This window comes from Streptomyces sp. NPDC034086, assembly GCF_055575515.1.
The window spans coordinates 221,967-240,700 of sequence record NZ_JBVISM010000004.1 but is presented as its reverse complement, the minus strand read 5'-3'; the positions used below and the strand labels follow the sequence as shown (position 1 = coordinate 240,700).

Below are 18,734 nucleotides of genomic sequence, written 5' to 3'. Positions count from 1 at the left end.
GAGTCCAGCCGCTTCCTGCGCCCTCTCGGAGTCCGGCAGAGGTTTCAGGGGCCATGGCGGTGATCGCTCCGAGCCGTCCGGCGTCCGTTTTCAGCCGAGTGCCTTCGTCACTGTCTGCGATCACGGCTGATGCGCGAGAATGGCCGGCGATGACTGCCACCACCAGCACCCCGGAGCCTCGACCGGACGGGTACGGGCCGTTCGCCCATCTCACCGTCCAGAACACGGCTCTCTACCGTCATGTGATGCGGGTGTTCGTCACGGCCAAGGAGCGGTTCGCGGTGCACCTGCGGCCCGAGGACGTGCACGCCGCCCTGCCGGGCGAGGTGCGGCCCGCCGGTCTGGACGCCGTGGTGAAGGCGCTGGACAGTCTCGTCGGCTGGGGGAACCTGCGCGCCGATCCCGATACCGCGCGGGTCACCGCCGTCGAGGACTTCTACCGGAAGCGGTTCATCTACCAGCTCACCCGCGCCGGAGAGGCCGCCGAGGAAGCCCTCGGCGTGTACGACGAAGCGCTCGGGCGGCGCGGCGCCCTGCAGGCCGTCGCCCTGCACGACATCGTCACCCAGCTGCGGGCCCTGCTCGTGCTGGCAGCCGAGGAACAGCCGGATCAGGCCAAGACCCACCTGGCGCTTGACACGCTGGCGAGCCGGTTCACCGCTCTCGCCGACAACGCCCGCGCCTTCATGGGGTCCCTGCAACGGACCATCGACCTCCACGACGTGGAGGAAGAGGTGTTCCTCGCCTACAAGGACCGGCTCATCCAGTACCTGGAGAGGTTCATCCAGGATCTGATCACCCTCGGCGGGCGCATCGCCCGGATCATCCTGGAACTGGAAGAGGGCGGCGGCATCGCGCCGCTGCTGCGGGCTGCCGCACGGCGTGAGGCCGCCGACGCGGCGCCGGAGGAGGCGGGGCGGGCGGAGCGGGAGGCGTACGAGCGGTGGGCGGGGCGGTGGTCCGGGCTCGCCGCGTGGTTCATCAGCCGCGAGGGCCGGGAGTCGCAGGCCCGGCTGCTGCGCGGGCGGGCCCTCGGCGCGATTCCGCAGCTCCTGGCCGTCGTACGGTCGCTGAACGAGCGCAGGGCCGGGCGCTCCGACCGGTCCGCCGACTTCCGTACCCTCGCCCGCTGGTTCGCCGAGGCCCCCGACGACGACTCCCGGCACCGTCTGTGGCGCACCGCCTTCGGGCTCTATCCCGCGCGGCACCTCACCGTCGACGCCGAGACCCTGGCCGCCCGTACGGCCCGTCCGGTACCCGCCACGACGCCCTGGTCGGCGGCCGAGCCGTTGCGGATCAGCCCCCAGCTGCGCCGTACGGGCAGTTACGAGCGGCGTGGCAAGCCCCGCAAGGTCGAGGACCGGGTGGAGCAGCGCCGCAGGCTCGCGGAGGTGGCCGCCAAGCAGGCTGCTGAGACCGCGGCGGCCCGCGCCCGGCTCGTCACCGGCGGGATCACCCGGCTCTCGGGGCTCGGCGAACTCGATCCCGTGTCCTTCGGGCTCTTCCTCCAGCTGCTGGGCGACGCGCTGGCCACCTGGCGGCCGGGCATGCGGCACACCGTGGCGACCAGCAACGACGGCTCCATGGAGATCCGGCTCAGCGCGCTCGCCGACGGCGGAACCGCGGAGATACGGACCCCTGAGGGCGTCTTCCGCGGGCCCGACCACCTCATCGAAATCCTCGACCTGACGGATGGAGACGGCGACCGATGAGCACTCCGCTCGCAGAGGTGCTCGACGGACAGCACGCCGCCGACCTCCGCAAGGCGGCCCGCGCCCTGCTCAAGCAGCCCCTCCTGCTCGCCCGGGGCCGGTACGCCGACGAGTTCCGCCTCGTCCGGCGGCACGCCTCCGAGCTCCGCGAATGGTTCGACCGCAACACCGGCTGGGCCCTCCACACGGACGCCGAGGCCGCCCGTCTGCGCAAGATCCCCGGCGTCCTCACCGACCCCACCCACCCCGCGCGTGAGGCCAGCCGCGCCGCCGCCCCCTTCACCCGCCGCCGCTACGTACTGCTGTGCCTGGCGCTGGCCGCCCTCGAACGCGGCGAGGGGCAGATCGCCCTCGGCCGCCTCGCCGACCAGGTCGTCCTCGACGCCGCCGACCCCCACCTCGCCCGGGCGGGCATCCAGTTCACCCTGGACCGCCGCGACGAGCGCCTCGACCTCGCCGCCGTCGTACGGCTCCTGCTCGGCCTCGGAGTCCTGCGGCGCGTCGCCGGTGACGAGGAGGCCTACGTCAGCGGAGCCGGCGATGTTCTCTACGACGTGGAACGCAGGGTGCTGGCGGGCCTGCTCGCGGCCCGCCGCGGCCCCTCCACCGTGCACGCCGAGACCCTCGAGGACCGGCTGGCCGAACTCGTCGCGGAGACGGCCCTGGACAGCGACGAACTGCGCTTCCGCGCGATGCGGCGCTCGCTGACGCGCAGACTGCTGGACGATCCGGTGCTCTATTACGACGATCTGAGCGATGCCGAACTCGGGTACCTCACCCGGCAGCGGGGCTTCCTCACCTCCCGCATCACGGAGCTGACCGGGCTCGTCCCCGAGGTACGGGCCGAGGGCATCGCCATGGTGGACCCGGACGACGACCTCACCGATGTCCGGATGCCCGAGCAGGGAACCCACGGCCACGTCACGCTGCTGCTGGCCGAGTACCTGGCCGCGTCGGAAGGCCCGGTCGCCGTCGGCCGGCTGGCGCTCCGGGTCCGGGAACTCGCCGCCGAACACGGCGGGTTCTGGGCCAAGTCCGCGCGGGAGCCGGGCATGGAAGCCGAACTCGTCGAGCAGGCCGTCGCCCGGCTCGCCGCCCTCGGCCTGGTCTCCCGCACCGCCCACGGCGTGGCGCCGCGTCCCGCCCTGGCCCGGTACGCGGTCGGCGCGACCGTACTCCTCGAACCGGGCACCGCACGCATGCCCGCGCAGCGAAAGGCCCGCACGCCGTGACCCGCCTCCCCGACCCGCTGCGCTCCCGCTGGCAGCCCCTGCGCATCGGACTCGTCGACCTCTTCCACTACGACGTGGAGGAATTCCACTTCCGGGACGGGCGCCTGCTCCTGCGCGGGAACAACGGCACCGGCAAGTCCAAGGTGCTCGCCCTGACCCTGCCGTTCCTCCTCGACGGGGACCTCGGCTCCCGCCGCGTGGAACCCGACGGCGACCCGGGCAAGAGGATGGAGTGGAACCTCCTCCTCGGCGGCGAGCACCCGCACTCCGAGCGGCTCGGCTACACCTGGATCGAGTTCGGCAGGGTCGACGAGGCCGGCGGTGAGCACCACTTCCGCACGCTGCTGTGCGGGCTCAAGGCCGTCAGCGGGCGGGGCATCGCCCGGCACTGGTACGCGCTCACCCGTCAGCGTGTCGACCACGGACCGGAGGCATCCGCCGAGGGGTCCCTCAGCCTGCTCGACGCCACGGGCACCGCTCTGTCCCGGGACCGGCTCGCGGAGGCCGTCGCCGGGCACGGCATGGTGTACGACCAGGCCAAGACCTACCGCAGGGCCGTCGACGAGGCCCTCTTCTCACTGGGCGAGCAGCGTTACGGAGCCCTGGTCGACCTGCTCATCCAGCTCCGCCAGCCCCAGCTGTCCAAGCGCCCCAACGAGGCCGCGCTCTCCCGCGCCCTCACCGAGGCCCTGCCGCCGATGGACCAGGCGGTCATCGCCGACGTGGCCGAGGCCTTCCGCTCCCTGGACGAGGAGAAGGAGGAACTGGCCGCGGCGTCCGCCGCCGAACGGGCCGCCTCCGCCTTCCTGGAGCACTACCGGCGCTACGCCCGTATCGCCACCCGCCGGCGCGCCCGCCTGCCGCGCGGTGAGCACTCCCGCTACGAGCACCTCCAGCGGGACCTCGCCGACGCGCAGGCCCAGCAGGCCCGGGCCGAGGGGGAGCGGGCGGAGGCCGAGCAGCGGATCGCCGCTCTGGAGGAGACCCGAGCGCGCCTGCGGGCCCAGGACAGCGCCCTGCGCGAGGGACCCGAGATGCGCAACGCCCGGGAGCTGGAACAGGCGGCGACAGCGGTCGAGCGGACCGCCCACGCCCTGGTCAGGGCCCGCGATGACCGGGATCAGGCCGCAGGCCTGCACACCCGGGCGCTCGGGCGGCTCGGCGCGGCCGAGAACCGGCTGCACGCTGCCGGCCGGCGGGCCGAGGAGACCCTCCACCAGGCGCAGGAGGCGGCCAGGGCGGCACGGATCGAGCTGCCCGCGGACGACCGGCTTCCCGAGCCCGAGCTGCGGCGCGCCGCCGAGGAGTCGATGGACCGCGGCCAGCGCGTGCTCGCCCATGCGGAGGGCCTCTTGGCGGAGGCCGATCACGCGGTCGAGGGACGGCGCCGGGCTTCCGTCCGGCTCGACGAGGCGGACACCGACCTGGACCAGACGACAGCGGCACTCGGCCAGGCGGAGGAGGCCGCGGCCCGCGCCGGGCGGGCCCTGCTGGACGACGTACGGGAACACGCGCGCACCTGGACCGAACTGGCCTGTCCCGACCCGGCCGGCCTGCTCGACGAGCTCCAGGAATGGACGCGGCACCTCGACGGGCCCTACCCGGCCCGTGTACACGCGGCGCGCGCCCACAGCGCGGCCTCGGTACGGCTGGCCGACCAGGCTGCCGGAGCAGCACGCCGGACATCGGAGCTGACGGAGCGCGCCGGCCGGGTCCGCGCGGAGCTGACCGCGCTGGAGGCAGGCGGCCGACGCGCCCCCGAGCCCCCGCCCACCCGCACACCGGGCCTGCGCGAGCAGCTTCCGGGCGCCCCGCTGTGGCGGCTGGTGGACTTCGTCGGCGGCCTCCCGGACCGGGAGCGCGCCGGGCTGGAGGCGGCGCTGGAAGCGTCCGGGCTGCTCGACGCCTGGATCCTGCCCGACGGCTCGGTCCTGGCCGCGGACGGTCACGACGTACTCCTCTCTCCGGCCACCGGGCCGGTGGCCGGGCCCTCGCTCGGCGGGCTGCTGCGCCCGGCCGTGGACGGCGGCGACGTGCGGGCTTCGGCGGTGGGCGAGGACACGGTGGTGCGGCTGCTCGCCGCCATCGGTGCGGGAGGGGACAGCGGAGCCGCCACCTGGGCGGCGACCGACGGGCGGTTCCGGGTCGGTGCGCTCACCGGCCGCTGGGCCAAGCCCGCCGCCGAATACGTCGGCGAGGGCGCCCGGGAGGCGGCCCGGCGGGCCCGTATCGCGGCCCTGAGCGCGGAACTCGCCCTGGTCCAGGAGGCGTTGGAAGCCGCCCTGGTGGAGGCGGAGGAGGTGGCCGGGCGTCGCCGTACTCTCGACGGTGAGCTGGCAGCGGTACCCGACGAGAGCGCCCTCACCCGGGCGCACGCCCAGGTGACCGCCGCCGCCGAGGCGGTGCGCAGGACCCGGCTGCGGCGCGAGGAACGCGCCGCCGACCTCACCGAGGCGGCCGGGCGAGCGGAGCGGGCCGTCGCCGACCTCGCCGGGACGACGGCCGAACTGGGCCTGCCCGCCGACCGGGAAGGCCTGGCCGCCGTACGCCGGGCGCACGGTTCCCTCGCCGTGGCCCTGGCCGCCCTCTGGCCGGCCCTGCGCGAACGCGCGGAGGCGGCCCGCCAGGTCGAGGAGGAACGCGCCGAGACCGTACGGGCGGGCGAGCGGACCGCCGAACTCGCCCTGAGGGCGGAGGAGGCCGGGCGGGAGGCGGCAGCGGCGGACGAGCGGCACACCACTCTGCGCTCCACGGTCGGCGCGGCCGTAGCCGAACTCCAGCGGCGGCTCACCGAAACGGCCGAAGCCCTGCGCGCCTGCGAGGCCGACGAGAAGGCCACCCGGCAGCGCCATGCCGAGGCCGACCGGGAGGCGAGCAAGGCCGAAGGCCACATCGAGCGGCTCGGGGAGAACCTCGCGGAAGCGGCGCGGACCCGCGCGGAAGCCATCGCGGGGCTGCAACGGTTCACCACCACCGGACTGATCACGGTCGCCCTGCCGGACCTCCAGGTGCCCGGCGCCGGCGACGGCCCCTGGGCGGCAACCCCCGCCATCGCGCTCGCCCGTGCCATCGAAGCGGGACTGTCGTCGGTCGATGACTCGGACGGTGCCTGGGAACGCGTACAGCGCCGTCTGAGCGAGGAACTCAAGACCCTCCAGGACACCCTGTCCCGGCACGGTCACAGCGCCTCCGCCCGCATGGTGGAGGACGGCATGGTCGTCGACATCGTCTACCAGGGCCGCGAACGGGCCGTCCCCGAACTCGCCGAGGCGCTCACCGCCGAAGTCGGTGAGCTGACCCGCATCCTGTCCGCCCACGAACGGGAAATCCTCGAAACCCACCTGATCACCGAGGTAGCGGGCACCCTCCAGGAGCTCATCGGGGCCGCCGAGCGTCAGGTGCGTGACATGAACGCCGAGCTGGAGGACCGCCCCACCTCCACGGGCATGAAACTGCGGCTCGTCTGGCGGGCCTCCCGCAAGGCCCCTTCCGGACTCGCCCAGGCACGGGAGCGCCTGCGCCAGTCCGCCGATGCCTGGACGGCGCAGGACCGGGCCGTCGTCGGCGAGTTCCTGCAGGCCCAGATCGCCCGGCAGCAGACCGACGACACCTCCGGCAGCTGGCTCGAATACCTCACGGCCGCGCTCGACTACCGGTCCTGGCACGAATTCGGGGTGGAGCGGCACCAGCACGGCCGCTGGGTCCCGGCCACCGGCCCGGCCTCGGGCGGCGAGCGGGTCCTCGCCGTGTCCGTGCCCCTGTTCGCCGCGGCCTCCTCGCACTACGCGAGCGCGGGCAGTCCGTACGCGCCCCGCCTGGTCACCCTCGACGAGGCGTTCGCGGGCGTCGACGACGACTCGCGGGCCAAGTGCCTGGGTCTCCTCCAGGCCTTCGACCTGGACGTCGTCATGACCAGCGAGCGGGAATGGGCCTGCTATCCCCAAGTCCCCGGCATCGCCATCGCCCAGCTGTCACGGATCGACGAGGTGGCGGCCGTACTCGTCACCCGCTGGGAATGGGACGGCACACGGCGGCTCCGCCGCGAGGACCCGGTGCGACCGCCGGATCTCGTGGACGCGGCGGCGGTAGCGGCCGGACCGGAGCCGCTGTGGAACTGACGCCTGCCGCGGAACCCGTCGACCACGCCAGGCTGCACCGCCTGCTGGGAGACCCCGGCCTGTCATGGCTGGTCGACCGTGCGCGCCGTCGCCTGGAGCGTGAACAGCCGCTCACGGGTCCGGTGTCACTCAGCGCGCCCACTGCGTCCCAGAGGGCGTCGGCCGAGCGGTTCCTCGGCCGCTCTCCCGGCAGCGGGCGCTCCCTGAGCGTCCGGCTCGACGAGGTGGACGCCGTCCTGCGCCGCAGCGGCATCAGCCCCGGCGGCCTGGCCCCGGCGGTGGTGGCCCTCACCGGGCCGGTCGTCATCCTCGGTCCGGCTCGTGCCGCGGAGGAACGGGCCTGGCAGGAGGCGTACGCGCCGGTCGACGCCCTCGCGGACCCGGTTCCGGCGCTCGCCGCCTGGGTGGCCCGGCTCCGGGGCGACGGTCTCGTCCGGCGCCTCGCCGGAACTCCCGGCGCCGCGCGTGCCCTCCTCGGCCAGGCCGCCGTCGCCCTCGGTTCCCTTCCCGTCGACCCGCCCGTGTCGCTCCCCGCCTTCGCGGCCCGGCGGCTGGGCAGTGCCCACGCCCTCGACGACGGCACACCGTTGGCGACGATCACCCTGTCGGGCATCCGGGCGCTGACGGGATTTCCCGACGGGACGGGTGCCGCATGGCGTCGGGAGGCGTGGGCGTCGGCGGGTCTCCTGCGTGACGAGTTGTCCTCGACGGTTCTCACCCTGAACCTGAGGGGCACGCCCGCGCTGGACTGGATGGCCGACGCGGGCGAGCCGTCCGTGCTGACCCTGCGCCAGCTGATCCGCAGGCCGCCCGCCCCGGCCGCCCCGGCCGTTCGGGTGTGTGAGAACCCGGCGGTACTCGCCGCGGCCGCTGATGCGTACGGCCCGCACTGCCCGCCCCTGGTGTGTCTCCAGGGGCAGCCGTCCGCCGCCGCTCTCGTCCTCCTCCGCCACCTGCACGAAGGCGGGTCTGTGCTCCACTACCACGGAGACTTCGACTGGGGCGGCCTGCGCATCGCCTCGGCTCTGCTGCGCCGCGTTCCGTGGCGGCCGTGGCGCTACACGGCAGCCGACTACCGCTGCGCAGTGACGGCGGGTCCTGACGGCCTGCCGCCACTCGCCGGACAGCCGGCCGAGTCTCCCTGGGAACCGGCTCTCAAGGACGCCCTCGTGGAGCTGGGGGTCCGCGTGGAGGAGGAGACGGTACTCGACGTGCTGCTCTCCGACCTGGCGTGAGGGCAGTGGGGCCGAGAACGCCGATGGGCGGCGGACGCCGGCCTGGGGCCGGGGTGCGCCGCCTCGGGGGTGGGCCGGGTCGGGGTTACTTCGGGTCGGCGTTGAACTTCGACGTCGACCAGCGGTAGCCGAGCGCGGTGAGGGCCAGGCACCAGGCCAGGGCGAGCCAGCCGTTGTCGCCGATCTCGCTGCCGAGCAGCAGGCCGCGCAGGGTTTCGATGGCCGGGGTGAACGGCTGGTACTGGGCGACCGGCTGGAACCAGCCCGGCATGGCGTCGACCGGGACGAAGGCGCTGGACAGGAGGGGCAGGAGGATCATCGGCAGGGCGTTGTTGCTGGCGGCCTCGGCGTTCGGGCTGATCAGGCCCATGCCGACCGCGATCCAGGTGAGTGCCAGGGCGAAGGCGGCGAGCAGTCCGAACGCCGCGAGCCACTCCAGGGCGGTGGCGTCGGTGGACCGGAAGCCGATGGCCGCGGCGACGGCACCGACGAGGACCACGCTCGTGAGCGCTTGCAGCACGCTGCCGACGACGTGTCCGACGAGCACGGAGCCGCGGTGGATCGCCATGGTGCGGAAGCGGGCGATGATGCCCTCGGTCATGTCGTTGGAGACGGACACGGCGGTTCCCACCACGGTGCCGCCGATGGTCATCAGCAGGATGCCGGGGACGAGGTACGCGATGTACGCGGCGCGGTCCGCGCCGCCGCCGCCGCCGATGCCCGCGCTCATGACGTCGCCGAAGACGTAGACGAAGAGCAGGAGCAGCATGACCGGTGTGAGCAGCAGGTTCAGCGTCAGGGACGGGTAGCGCCGTGCGTGCAGGAGGTTGCGGCGCAGCATCGTGGACGAGTCGCGCACGGCGAGGGAGAGGGTGCTCATCGGCCGGATTCCTTCGGCTGGTCGGGGACGCGGGTGCCGCCGGTCAGGGCGAAGAACACGTCGTCGAGGTCGGGGGTGTGCACGGTCAGTTCGTCGGCCTCGATGCCGGCCGCGTCGAGCCAGTCGAGGAGGGAGCGCAGCTCGCGCTGACTGCCGCCGTGGGGGATCTGCAGGGCGAGGGACTCGTCGTCGCGGGTGGCTCCGTGCAGGGCGAGGGCGGCGGAGCGGTAGGCGGCCGGGTCGGTGAAGCGCAGGCGGACGTGGCCGCCGGGGACGAGGCGCTTGAGCTCCTCGGCGGTGCCCTCGGCGGCGATCTTCCCGTCGTGGAGGACCGCGATGCGGTCGGCGAGTTCGTCCGCCTCTTCCAGGTACTGCGTGGTGAGGAAGACGGTGACGCCGCCGTTGACGAGTTCGCGGATGATGCCCCACATGGTGTGGCGGGAGCGCGGGTCGAGGCCGGTGGTCGGCTCGTCGAGGAAGATGATCCGGGGTCCGCCGACCAGTGTCATGGCGATGTCCAGGCGGCGCTTCATACCGCCGGAGTAGGTGGAGGCGGGTTTCCTGGCGGCGTCGGTGAGGTCGAAGCGCTCCAGCAGCTCGGCGGCGAGGCGCTTGCCCTCGCCGTGGGAGAGGTGGTGCAGGTCCGCCATGAGGAGCATGTTCTCCTCGCCGGTGATCAGCCCGTCGACGGCGGAGAACTGCCCGGTGACGCCGATCGCCGCGCGTACCGCCTGCGGGTCGGTGGCCAGGTCGTGGCCGGCGACGCGGATGTCGCCGGAGCCGGCGCCGGGGGAGACCAGGGTGGAGAGGATCTTGACGGCCGTGGTCTTGCCGGCGCCGTTCGGGCCGAGCAGCGCGAAGACGGTGCCGGCCGGGATGTGGAGGTCGATCCCGTCGAGGACGAGTGTGTCGCCGTAGGACTTGCGCAGGCCCGAGGCGGAGACGGCGGCGGGCGGCTCCTGGCCGTGGTGGTCAGTGGGCGTGTGCATGACAGAAGTGGGCATGTGTCCTCCCTTTCGGAGGCTGGAGTGACGGGCTTCGGGGCGGTGTTCAGCCGCGGGCGCGCACGATGTCGACGTTGCCGTGCCGGGTGCGGACGAGGACCTTCACGGTGTCCTCGGCCTCTCCCGGGCCCTGCGACGCGGTGAGCGCGTTCCGCACCTGGCCGAGGCCCGCGTTGATGTCGAGCCAGGCCGCCGTGCCCTCGCGGACGCCGACCTCGACGGACCCGTACGAGGTCTCCAGCTGGACGGTGCCACGGGCGACTTCGCCCACGCGCAGGGCGCCGTGGGCGGTGGTCGCGGTGACCGAGTCCTCGGCGCGCTGGATCACGATGTCACCGTTCGCGCCGCTCACCCGCAGCTCCCCGGTCGCGGCGCCGACGGTCGTGGTGCCGTGCGAGTTCTTCAGGACCGCGGGGCCGTCGAGCAGGCCGACGCGCAGACTGCCGGAGCTGGTGGTGATCTCGGCCGCGCCCTCGACCCGCTCCACGGTGATCGAGCCGTGCGACGCGGTCAGGTGGAGCGGGCCGGTCGCGTCGAGGCGGACGTCGCCGGACGAGGTCTTCACGCGGACCTCGCCGAGCCGGCCTTCGCCGAGCACCTGGGTCCAGGCGCCGGTCATGTCGACGTCCGAGCCCGTGGGCAGCGCGACCGTCACGTCGACGATGCCGGTGCGGCCGAACATGTTCGACTTGGGTGTCCTGACGGTCAGCGCGCCGCCGGTGTACGTGACCTCGGTCTGGGCGGCCGTCCGCACGTCCAGGTCCTTCTTCGGGTCGCGGGGCCGTACGTCGACGACGGTGACGGGGTGGCCGTCGCCCGCGGTGAACTGGAGGGAACCGGCCTCCACGCGTGCGGTGACCGAGATCGGTTCGGGAGTGTCGAAAGAAGGCATGGCTGTCCCGTCCTCTTGGCTCTTCGGGTCGTCCCCGCTGGTGGGACACGGTGTGGGTGAAGTCGTGCGGGGGGCGGGGCGTGCGGTCAGCGCACCCAGCCCGTGAAGTTCTGTCCGATGGTCCGGGTCTTCTCCGCCGGCCTCGGCTGCGCGCCGCCGCCCGCGCCGACCGCGGCCGACACGGCCCGGACGAGCCACGCGTTGACCGACAGGCCCTCGCGGCTCGCGGCCTCCTCGGCGCGCGCCTTGAGGTGGGCCGGCAGGCGCAGGTTGACGCGGGCGGTGCCGCCCTCGTCCCCGTCGGCCGGGGCCTCGGTCCTGAACGCCTCGGCGGGCGCGGCCGGCTCCGCGGGGACGCCGCGGCCGTCGGGCGGCAGCGTCACCACGAAGTCGGGGTTCAGTCCGCGCAGCCGTACGTCGACCGAGCCGGGGGCGATGTCACGGGTGATCTCGTCCATCGCGGCGGAGAGGACGTGGAGCATCGTCAGCCGGGTCGCCGACTCCAGAGGGGCGGTGAGCCGGTCGGCCAGCTCGCGGGCGTCTTCCCCGCCGGCTTCGGCGGCCACCGCGAGTTCGCGGCGGAGGGTGTCGACATACGGCGTGAGGTCCATGACGCCATAATGGCACCATGTTGGCGCCATGTGCAAGGCCTTGTGGTGTCATGACGGCCGATGAGGTGCCTGGGCCCGTCTGACCTGCGAGTTTGTGTGCGCGGCGGGCTGATCGGTGGTGGTGTCGCGTCGGCTGAGGTGTCGAGGTGACGCCACTTGGTGCCACTTGGTGCCACTTGGTGCCGCGTGGTGCCATGTGGTGCCAGCGGTGGGGGCGAGGGTGCGTGCCGCTGGTTCCGCCGGAGGCGCTGACGCAGGCGGGGCCGGGTCGGCCCCCGGGGCGCGGACGGTGACCTCGGTGCCGGGCCGCCGAGGAAGACGTCCCCCCGGCCCGGCCGGAGGCGGAGGCGGCCGAGCGGCGTCAGGGTCGCGTCAAGGGCGCCGGGGCGCCCGTATGGACCGCGTCAAGGCGTCCTGACGCGGTGGAGGGCAGGGGGTCAGATGGTCCTCGGCCAGACGGCCGAATCCATTTCCTCACTTCACTCAGGAGCTCACGATGGCCGATCTGGCCTTCGTCGTCACCACGGTCGCGGTCTTCGCGCTGGTGGCACTCGTCGCACGGGGGGTGGCGAAGCTGTGACCGTCGAGAACGTCGTCGGCCTCGTGGTCGCCCTCGCCCTGCTGGGATACCTCGTCCTCGCCCTCGTCAAGCCGGAGAGGTTCTGAGCGGATGAGTCCCCGAACCGCCGGCGTGCTCCAACTCCTCGCGCTGATCGCCGCCCTCGCCCTCGTGTACCGCCCGCTGGGCGACCACATGGCGCGGGTCTACTCCTCCGAGAAGCACTACCGCCCCGAGCGGTGGATCTACAAGGCCGTCGGCGCCGACCCCGCCGCCGAGATGCGCTGGCCCGCCTACCTGCGCGGCGTACTGGCCTTCTCCGCCGTGAGCGTCCTCTTCCTCTACGCCCTGCAGCGCTCGCAGGGCGCCCTGCCCGGCTCGCTCGGCTTCGCCTCGATCGACCCGGACCAGGCGTTCAACACGGCCGCCTCCTTCGTGGCGAACACGAACTGGCAGTCGTACGCCGGTGAGCAGGCCATGGGCCACGTCGTGCAGACGGGCGGCCTGGCGGTGCAGAACTTCGTGTCGGCCGCGGTCGGCATGGCCGTCGCGGTGGCGCTCGTACGGGGCTTCGCCCGCTCCCGCACCGGCGAGCTGGGCAACTTCTGGGCGGACCTGGTGCGGGGCACCGTACGGATCCTGTTGCCCCTCGCGATCGTCGGCGCGGTCATCCTGGTCGCGTGCGGTGTGATCCAGAACTTCGCCGGGATCCACGAGGTCGGCCGGTTCACGGGCGGCACCCAGCAGTGGAACGGCGGGGCGGTGGCCTCGCAGGAGGTCATCAAGGAGCTGGGGACCAACGGCGGCGGTTACTTCAACGCCAACTCCGCCCATCCCTTCGAGAACCCGACCCCGTTCTCGAACCTCTTCGAGGTCTTCCTGATCCTGGTCATCCCGTTCTCCCTGACCCGGACCTTCGGCCGGATGGCCGGCAACCCGCGCCAGGGCCACGCGATCCTCGCGACGATGGCCACCCTCTGGATCGGCTTCACCGCGCTGATGATGTGGACCGAACTCGCCCACCGCGGCCCGGCCTTCGAGATCGCGGGCGGGGCGATGGAGGGCAAGGAGAACCGCTTCGGGACCGGCGCCTCCGCGATCTTCTCGGTGGCGACCACGCTGACCTCGACCGGTGCGGTGAACTCCTCCCACTCCTCCTACACGGGTCTGGGCGGCGGTATCCAGCTGCTGGGCATGCAGCTGGGCGAGATCGCGCCCGGCGGGGTGGGCTCCGGCCTGTACGGCATGCTGGTCATGGCGGTCATCGCGGTGTTCATCGCCGGTCTGATGGTCGGCCGCACCCCCGAGTACCTGGGCAAGAAGATCGGCACCCGCGAGATCAAGCTCGCGGCCTGCTACATCCTGATCACCCCCGCGCTGGTCCTCGGCTTCACGGCCGCGGCGATGGCCCTGGGCACCCCGGCGCACTCCATGACGAACTCCGGGGCGCACGGCTTCTCGGAGATCCTCTACGCCTACACCTCCGGCGCCAACAACAACGGTTCGGCCTTCGCGGGCCTGAACGCCGACACGCAGTGGTTCAACTCGACCCTCGGCCTCGCCATGCTGCTGGGCCGCTTCCTGCCCATGGTGTTCGTCCTCGCGCTGGCCGGAGCGCTCGCCGGACAGAAGCCGGTGCCCGAGACCGCGGGCACCCTGCGCACCGACAAGCCGCTCTACGCCGGCCTGCTCGTCGCGACCATCCTCATCCTCACCGGTCTCACCTACTTCCCGGCCCTGGCGCTGGGACCGCTCGCCGAAGGGCTCGCCTCATGAGCACCGCCACTCCCACCAGGGCTCCGCACCAGGACGCGCCCACCGGCCACACACCGGGCGGGAACCGCGTGGGCGGCGGCCTGTTCGACCCCGGGCAGCTGCTGAAGTCCTTCCCGGACGCGGTCCGCAAGCTCGACCCGCGCGTCATGGCCGCGTCGCCGGTCATGTTCGTGGTGCTGATCGGCTCGGTGGTCACCACCGTGCTGGCGCTGAAGGACCCGGGCGACTGGTTCGGCTGGGCCATCACGGCCTGGCTGTGGCTGACCACGGTCTTCGCGAACCTCGCGGAGGCCGTGGCCGAGGGCCGGGGCAAGGCGCAGGCGGACACCCTGCGGAAGGCGAAGACCGGCACGGTGGCCCGCAGGCTGACCGGGGACGGCGGCGAGGAGGCGGTACCGGGGACGGAGCTGCGCATCGGCGACCTGGTGGTCTGCGAGGCCGGCGACGTCGTCCCGGGCGACGGCGACGTCGTGGAGGGCGTCGCCTCCGTGGACGAGTCGGCCATCACCGGCGAATCCGCTCCCGTCATCCGGGAGTCGGGCGGCGACCGCAGCGCGGTCACCGGCGGGACGAGGGTGCTGTCGGACCGGATCGTCGTCAGGATCACCACGAAGCCGGGCGAGACGTTCATCGACCGGATGATCAGCCTGGTCGAGGGCGCGGCCCGGCAGAAGACGCCGAACGAGATCGCCCTCAACATCCTGCTGGCGTCGCTGACGATCGTCTTCCTGCTGGCCGTGGTCACCCTGCAGCCGTTCGCCGTCTACGCGGGCGCCGAGCAGTCCATGATCGTGCTGACGGCCCTGCTGGTCTGCCTGATCCCCACCACCATCGGCGCCCTGCTCTCCGCGATCGGCGTCGCCGGCATGGACCGCCTGGTCCAGCGCAATGTGCTCGCCATGTCCGGCCGTGCGGTGGAGGCCGCCGGCGACGTCTCCACGCTGCTGCTCGACAAGACCGGCACCATCACCCTCGGCAACCGCCGGGCCTGCGCGTTCGTGCCGGTCAAGGGCAGCACCCGGGCCGAACTCGCGGACGCCGCCCAGCTGTCCTCGCTGGCCGACGAGACCCCGGAGGGCCGCTCCGTCGTGGTCCTCGCGAAGGAGGAGTACGGGCTGCGCGAACGGCACCGGGGCGGGCTCGCCCACGCCGAGTGGATCGCCTTCACCGCCCAGACCCGCATGTCGGGCGTCGACGTCGACGGCAGGAAGATCCGCAAGGGTGCGGCCGGTTCGGTCGTGGCCTGGGTGGAGGAGCGGGGCGGCGGTGTCTCCGAGGACGCGCGGACCCTGACCGACCGGATCTCCGAAGCCGGCGGCACGCCGCTGCTGGTCGCCGTCGAGGACTCCGGGGGCGCCCGGATCCTCGGGGTGATCCACCTCAAGGACGTCGTCAAGGAAGGCATGCGCGAGCGGTTCGACGAGCTGCGGCGCATGGGCATCAGGACCGTCATGGTCACCGGTGACAACCCGCTGACCGCGAAGGCCATCGCCGCGGAGGCCGGGGTCGACGACTACCTCGCCGAGGCCACGCCGGAGGACAAGCTGGCCCTCATCAGACGGGAGCAGGCCGGCGGCAAGCTGGTCGCGATGACCGGCGACGGCACCAACGACGCCCCGGCCCTCGCGCAGGCCGACGTCGGGGTGGCCATGAACACCGGCACCTCGGCCGCCAAGGAGGCCGGGAACATGGTGGACCTGGACTCCGACCCCACCAAGCTGATCGAGATCGTGGAGATCGGCAAGCAGCTCCTGATCACCCGCGGCGCGCTGACCACCTTCTCCATCGCCAACGACGTGGCGAAGTACTTCGCGATCATCCCGGCCATGTTCGCGGTGGTCTACCCGGGCCTGGACAAGCTCAACGTCATGGGCCTGGCCTCGCCCGAGTCGGCGGTCCTCTCGGCCGTCGTCTTCAACGCGCTGATCATCCTCGCCCTGGTGCCGCTCGCCCTCAAGGGCGTGCGGTACCGGCCGGCCGGCGCGGACGGGATGCTCCGCCGCAACCTCGGTCTCTACGGACTGGGCGGCCTGATCGCCCCGTTCATCGGCATCAAGCTCATCGACCTGCTCATCTCCCTCATCCCCGGAATCGGCTGATCCGCCATGAACCCTGTATCCAGCACCGCGCGGCTGGCCGGCGCGGCCCTGCGGGCGCTCCTCGTCCTGACCGTGATCTGCGGGATCGTCTACCCGCTCGCCGTGACCGGGATCGCCCAGGCCGTGTTCCCCGGCCGGGCCAACGGCTCCGAGATCAAGGACGAGAGCGGACGCGTCGTCGGCTCCTCCCTCATCGGCCAGCGCTACGACCTGCCGAAGAGGGACCCGGACGACGCGGAGGAGGCCGCCCGGCCGGACCTGAGGTGGTTCCAGCCGCGCCCCTCGAACGGCCTGGGCCGCAACAGCGTCAACAGGCAGTACGCGCTGGTCCTTTCGGGGGCGACCAACCGTTCCGCGGACGACGGCGCGGTCGGCGGCGCCTGCACGGGGGACGCCGGGGAAGGCACCCTCTGCGCCCAGGTCGTCGCCGCGAAGGAAGCGGTCGTCGCCGACAACTCCACCGCCGGCCACCGGGTCGAACCCGAGGACGTGCCGGCCGACGCCGTCACCTCCTCCGGCTCCGGCCTCGACCCGCACATCTCCCCGGAGTACGCGGAACTCCAGGTCCACCGCGTGGCCGAGCGCAACCGGCTCGGGGTCGACCAGGTCGAGAAGCTCGTCGCGGACCACACGCGGGGCCGCACCCTCGGCTTCATGGGCGAGCCCCGCGTCAACGTCCTGGAGCTCAACACGGCGCTGAAGGCCCTGGCCGGGCGCTGACGGTCACGGGGCCAGGGAATCCCGGGAGCCCGTCAGGGCCCGGGTGAGGCGGGCGAAGTCGGCGCGCCGGCGGGGCGTCAGAGCGGCGTAGAGGGGTGCCTGCATCTCGTCGGTGCGCCGCTCGGCGTGCCGCATGAGGGAGAACTCGGCCGCGGTCGCGGCGGGCGGCCGCGACCAGCCGTAGTGGGCCGCCCGCTCGACGCCGAGGCTGACGACCATGGCCGCACGGGCGCTCAGCCCGGACATGCGCACCGCCGCCAGGTGGCAGGCGCCACGGTGTTCCCGCAGGACGTGTACGCGCTGCATGGCCGCGCCCGCCGGATCGCCGGCGGGGCAGGGCTGGGCGCGCCAGCCGGCGAACAGGGGCAGGGCGTCGCCGTCGGCGGCGTCGATCAGCCGCTGGGCCAGGTGGTTGAAGTGCTCCACGTCGACGTCGGCCGGGACGTGGGCGCGGCCCCACGTCCGGATGGCCCCGGCGTAGCGGGCGGCGGCCTCGTGCGCGGGCATCACGGGCCGGCCGGCCCGCCAGCCCGCGGTGACGAGGCTGGGGCCGAGGAAGCCCTGTACCGCCTGGACCACCGCGGCCGGAGCTTCCCCGAGCACCCCGAACCGCCCGCGGCAGTAGAAGCCGCGTCCCGGGGCGAACCCGGCCCGCAGACCGAGGGCGGCGGTCGCCGGGTCGGACATGAACGCGTCACCGAGGTCGTGGAGGGGCCGGGCCACCGCGGACAGGCAGTCGAAGATTTCCATGAGCCGAAGGTCCCCCAGCCCGACTCGGCAGGTCAAGGCATGATTCCTGGGGCAACCCATTAGGTAATCTGTCGGGTCATGCTGGATGTCCGCCGTCTGCACATGCTCAAGACCGTCGCCGCCCGCGGTTCCATCGCCGCGGCCGCCCAGTCCCTGTCGCTGTCCGCCGGTGCCGTGTCCCAGCAGCTGGCCGCACTCCGCCGCGAGGTGGGCGTCGATCTGCTGCGCCCCGACGGGCGGACCGTGGCTCTGACGGAGGCCGGCCGGGTGCTCCTCGAACACACCGGCCGGATCCTCGCCGCCGTGGAGGAGGCCGAGTCCGCCGTCGTGGCGGTCAAGGGCACGGTCGGCACCGCCGCCACGCTCGCCGCGTTGCCGTCGGCCGTCGGCCGTCGCGGGGATCGTGGCGCCCGCGCTGACCGCGCTGGGCGCACGCCACCCTCGGCTCGCGGTGACCTGTCACGTCACGGACCGGGCGCAGCTGCGGGAACTCACCCTGGGCGCCGTCGACGTCGTGCTGGGGCAGCGCTACCACCACCTGGCCGATGAGACACCGCGGGGCGTCGAGGTCTCCCCGCTGCTCGACGACCCGCTGCTCGTCGTCACCGCGGCGGACGGTGCCGGCCAACGGCCCGTCCCGCTGCGGGAGCTGGCCGCGCACGATCTGGCCGTGCCGCCGCCCACCACCGACTGCGGGCGGGCCATCCTGGACGCCTGCCGGCAGGCCGGATTCACCCCCGCGCCCCGCTACGTCACCGCGGACATCGCCGCCCAGCTGGCCCTGGCGCGGGCCGGTCTCGCCACCGCGCTCGTCCCCCGGACGGCCATCGACCTGTCCGCGCCCGGTATCCGCGCCGTGCCCGTCGCGGACGTCCCGATCCTGCGCCTGCTGTTCGCCGCGACCCGTCGCACCGGGAGCGCGAACCCGACGACGGCGGCCGTCGTCTCCGCGCTCCGGAGCGCCGCGCGCGAGATCCGCGGAACGGGCCCGGCGGGCGGCTGAGGCGTCGTCACCAGTCGGCGGTGTTCGCTCGGTTACCCGTGCGGCGTCACGTCGTCCCGCAGCCGGCGCCGGTCGCGGGGGCGTCCGGGGGATGGCCGCGGGGTGGCGTGGAGGGGGCGTGGAGGGGGCGTTGCGGGTGCCTG

Annotated in this window: 13 protein-coding genes and 2 pseudogenes; 10 read left to right on the top strand and 5 right to left on the bottom strand. The window is 73.4% G+C overall.

The annotated features are described in order from the left end of the window. The first annotated feature begins 149 nt into the window (after positions 1–149). From ACZ514_RS13850 to ACZ514_RS13835, 4 genes are read left to right on the top strand one after another with little or no spacing between them, the layout of a single operon-like run. The gene (locus ACZ514_RS13850; RefSeq protein WP_468170956.1) at positions 150–1,712 is read left to right on the top strand and encodes a TIGR02677 family protein; all 1,563 of its coding nucleotides are present in this window, start codon (positions 150–152) and stop codon (positions 1,710–1,712) included. After that, on the top strand, positions 1,709–2,944 hold the full coding sequence (locus ACZ514_RS13845; protein WP_469124784.1) for a TIGR02678 family protein: 1,236 nt from the start codon (positions 1,709–1,711) through the stop codon (positions 2,942–2,944). Before ACZ514_RS13850 ends, ACZ514_RS13845 begins: the two co-directional genes overlap by 4 nt. Continuing rightward, on the top strand, positions 2,941–7,062 hold the full coding sequence (locus tag ACZ514_RS13840) for a TIGR02680 family protein (protein WP_469124783.1): 4,122 nt from the start codon (positions 2,941–2,943) through the stop codon (positions 7,060–7,062). The genes ACZ514_RS13845 and ACZ514_RS13840 overlap by 4 nt, the downstream gene beginning before the upstream one ends. Beyond that, a complete protein-coding gene (locus ACZ514_RS13835; RefSeq protein WP_469124782.1) occupies positions 7,053–8,297 on the top strand; it encodes a TIGR02679 family protein in 1,245 nt (414 codons plus the stop codon). The genes ACZ514_RS13840 and ACZ514_RS13835 overlap by 10 nt, the downstream gene beginning before the upstream one ends. A gap of 85 nt (positions 8,298–8,382) precedes the next feature. Here ACZ514_RS13835 and ACZ514_RS13830 read toward each other — a convergent pair whose 3' ends face one another. From ACZ514_RS13830 to ACZ514_RS13815, 4 genes are all read right to left on the bottom strand, one after another. After that, positions 8,383–9,177 (bottom strand): ABC transporter permease, encoded by a 795-nt coding sequence (locus tag ACZ514_RS13830; RefSeq protein WP_469124781.1) that lies wholly within the window; start codon positions 9,175–9,177, stop codon positions 8,383–8,385. Further along, positions 9,174–10,166, bottom strand: coding sequence for an ATP-binding cassette domain-containing protein (locus ACZ514_RS13825; protein ID WP_469124780.1), 993 nt, complete (start codon positions 10,164–10,166; stop codon positions 9,174–9,176). Before ACZ514_RS13825 ends, ACZ514_RS13830 begins: the two co-directional genes overlap by 4 nt. A 61-nt stretch (positions 10,167–10,227) precedes the next feature. Next, positions 10,228–11,073: a DUF4097 family beta strand repeat-containing protein gene (locus ACZ514_RS13820; protein ID WP_469124779.1), complete on the bottom strand. Its 846-nt coding sequence runs from the start codon at positions 11,071–11,073 to the stop codon at positions 10,228–10,230. An 86-nt stretch (positions 11,074–11,159) separates the two neighbouring features. Then, entirely contained in the window at positions 11,160–11,684 is a 525-nt protein-coding gene (locus ACZ514_RS13815; RefSeq protein ID WP_468170974.1) for a toxin-antitoxin system HicB family antitoxin, read from the bottom strand. 576 nt (positions 11,685–12,260) lie between these two features. On the opposite strand from ACZ514_RS13815, the gene kdpF reads away from it, so the two are divergent. From kdpF to ACZ514_RS13795, 4 genes are read left to right on the top strand one after another with little or no spacing between them, the layout of a single operon-like run. Next, positions 12,261–12,350 (top strand): K(+)-transporting ATPase subunit F, encoded by a 90-nt coding sequence (gene kdpF, locus ACZ514_RS13810; RefSeq protein WP_468170977.1) that lies wholly within the window; start codon positions 12,261–12,263, stop codon positions 12,348–12,350. A gap of 4 nt (positions 12,351–12,354) precedes the next feature. Beyond that, on the top strand, positions 12,355–14,019 hold the full coding sequence (gene kdpA / locus ACZ514_RS13805) for a potassium-transporting ATPase subunit KdpA (protein ID WP_469124778.1): 1,665 nt from the start codon (positions 12,355–12,357) through the stop codon (positions 14,017–14,019). Beyond that, positions 14,016–16,118 (top strand): potassium-transporting ATPase subunit KdpB, encoded by a 2,103-nt coding sequence (kdpB, locus tag ACZ514_RS13800; protein WP_469124777.1) that lies wholly within the window; start codon positions 14,016–14,018, stop codon positions 16,116–16,118. The genes kdpA and kdpB overlap by 4 nt, the downstream gene beginning before the upstream one ends. Before the next feature lie 6 nt (positions 16,119–16,124). Then, positions 16,125–16,838 (top strand): potassium-transporting ATPase subunit C, encoded by a 714-nt coding sequence (locus tag ACZ514_RS13795; RefSeq protein WP_468697087.1) that lies wholly within the window; start codon positions 16,125–16,127, stop codon positions 16,836–16,838. Between the two features lie 3 nt (positions 16,839–16,841). On the opposite strand, the gene ACZ514_RS13790 is transcribed toward ACZ514_RS13795, so the two are convergent. Further along, positions 16,842–17,588, bottom strand: a complete 747-nt coding sequence (locus ACZ514_RS13790; protein ID WP_469124776.1) for an SCO6745 family protein — start codon at positions 17,586–17,588, stop codon at positions 16,842–16,844. Positions 17,589–17,666: 78 nt separating this feature from the next. Between ACZ514_RS13790 and ACZ514_RS13785 the strand changes: the two are divergent. Then, positions 17,667–17,843: pseudogene (locus ACZ514_RS13785) on the top strand (helix-turn-helix domain-containing protein); the annotation flags it as partial. Positions 17,844–17,982: 139 nt separating this feature from the next. Next, a pseudogene (locus ACZ514_RS13780) lies at positions 17,983–18,591 on the top strand (LysR substrate-binding domain-containing protein); the annotation flags it as partial. Between the last annotated feature and the right edge of the window lie 143 nt (positions 18,592–18,734).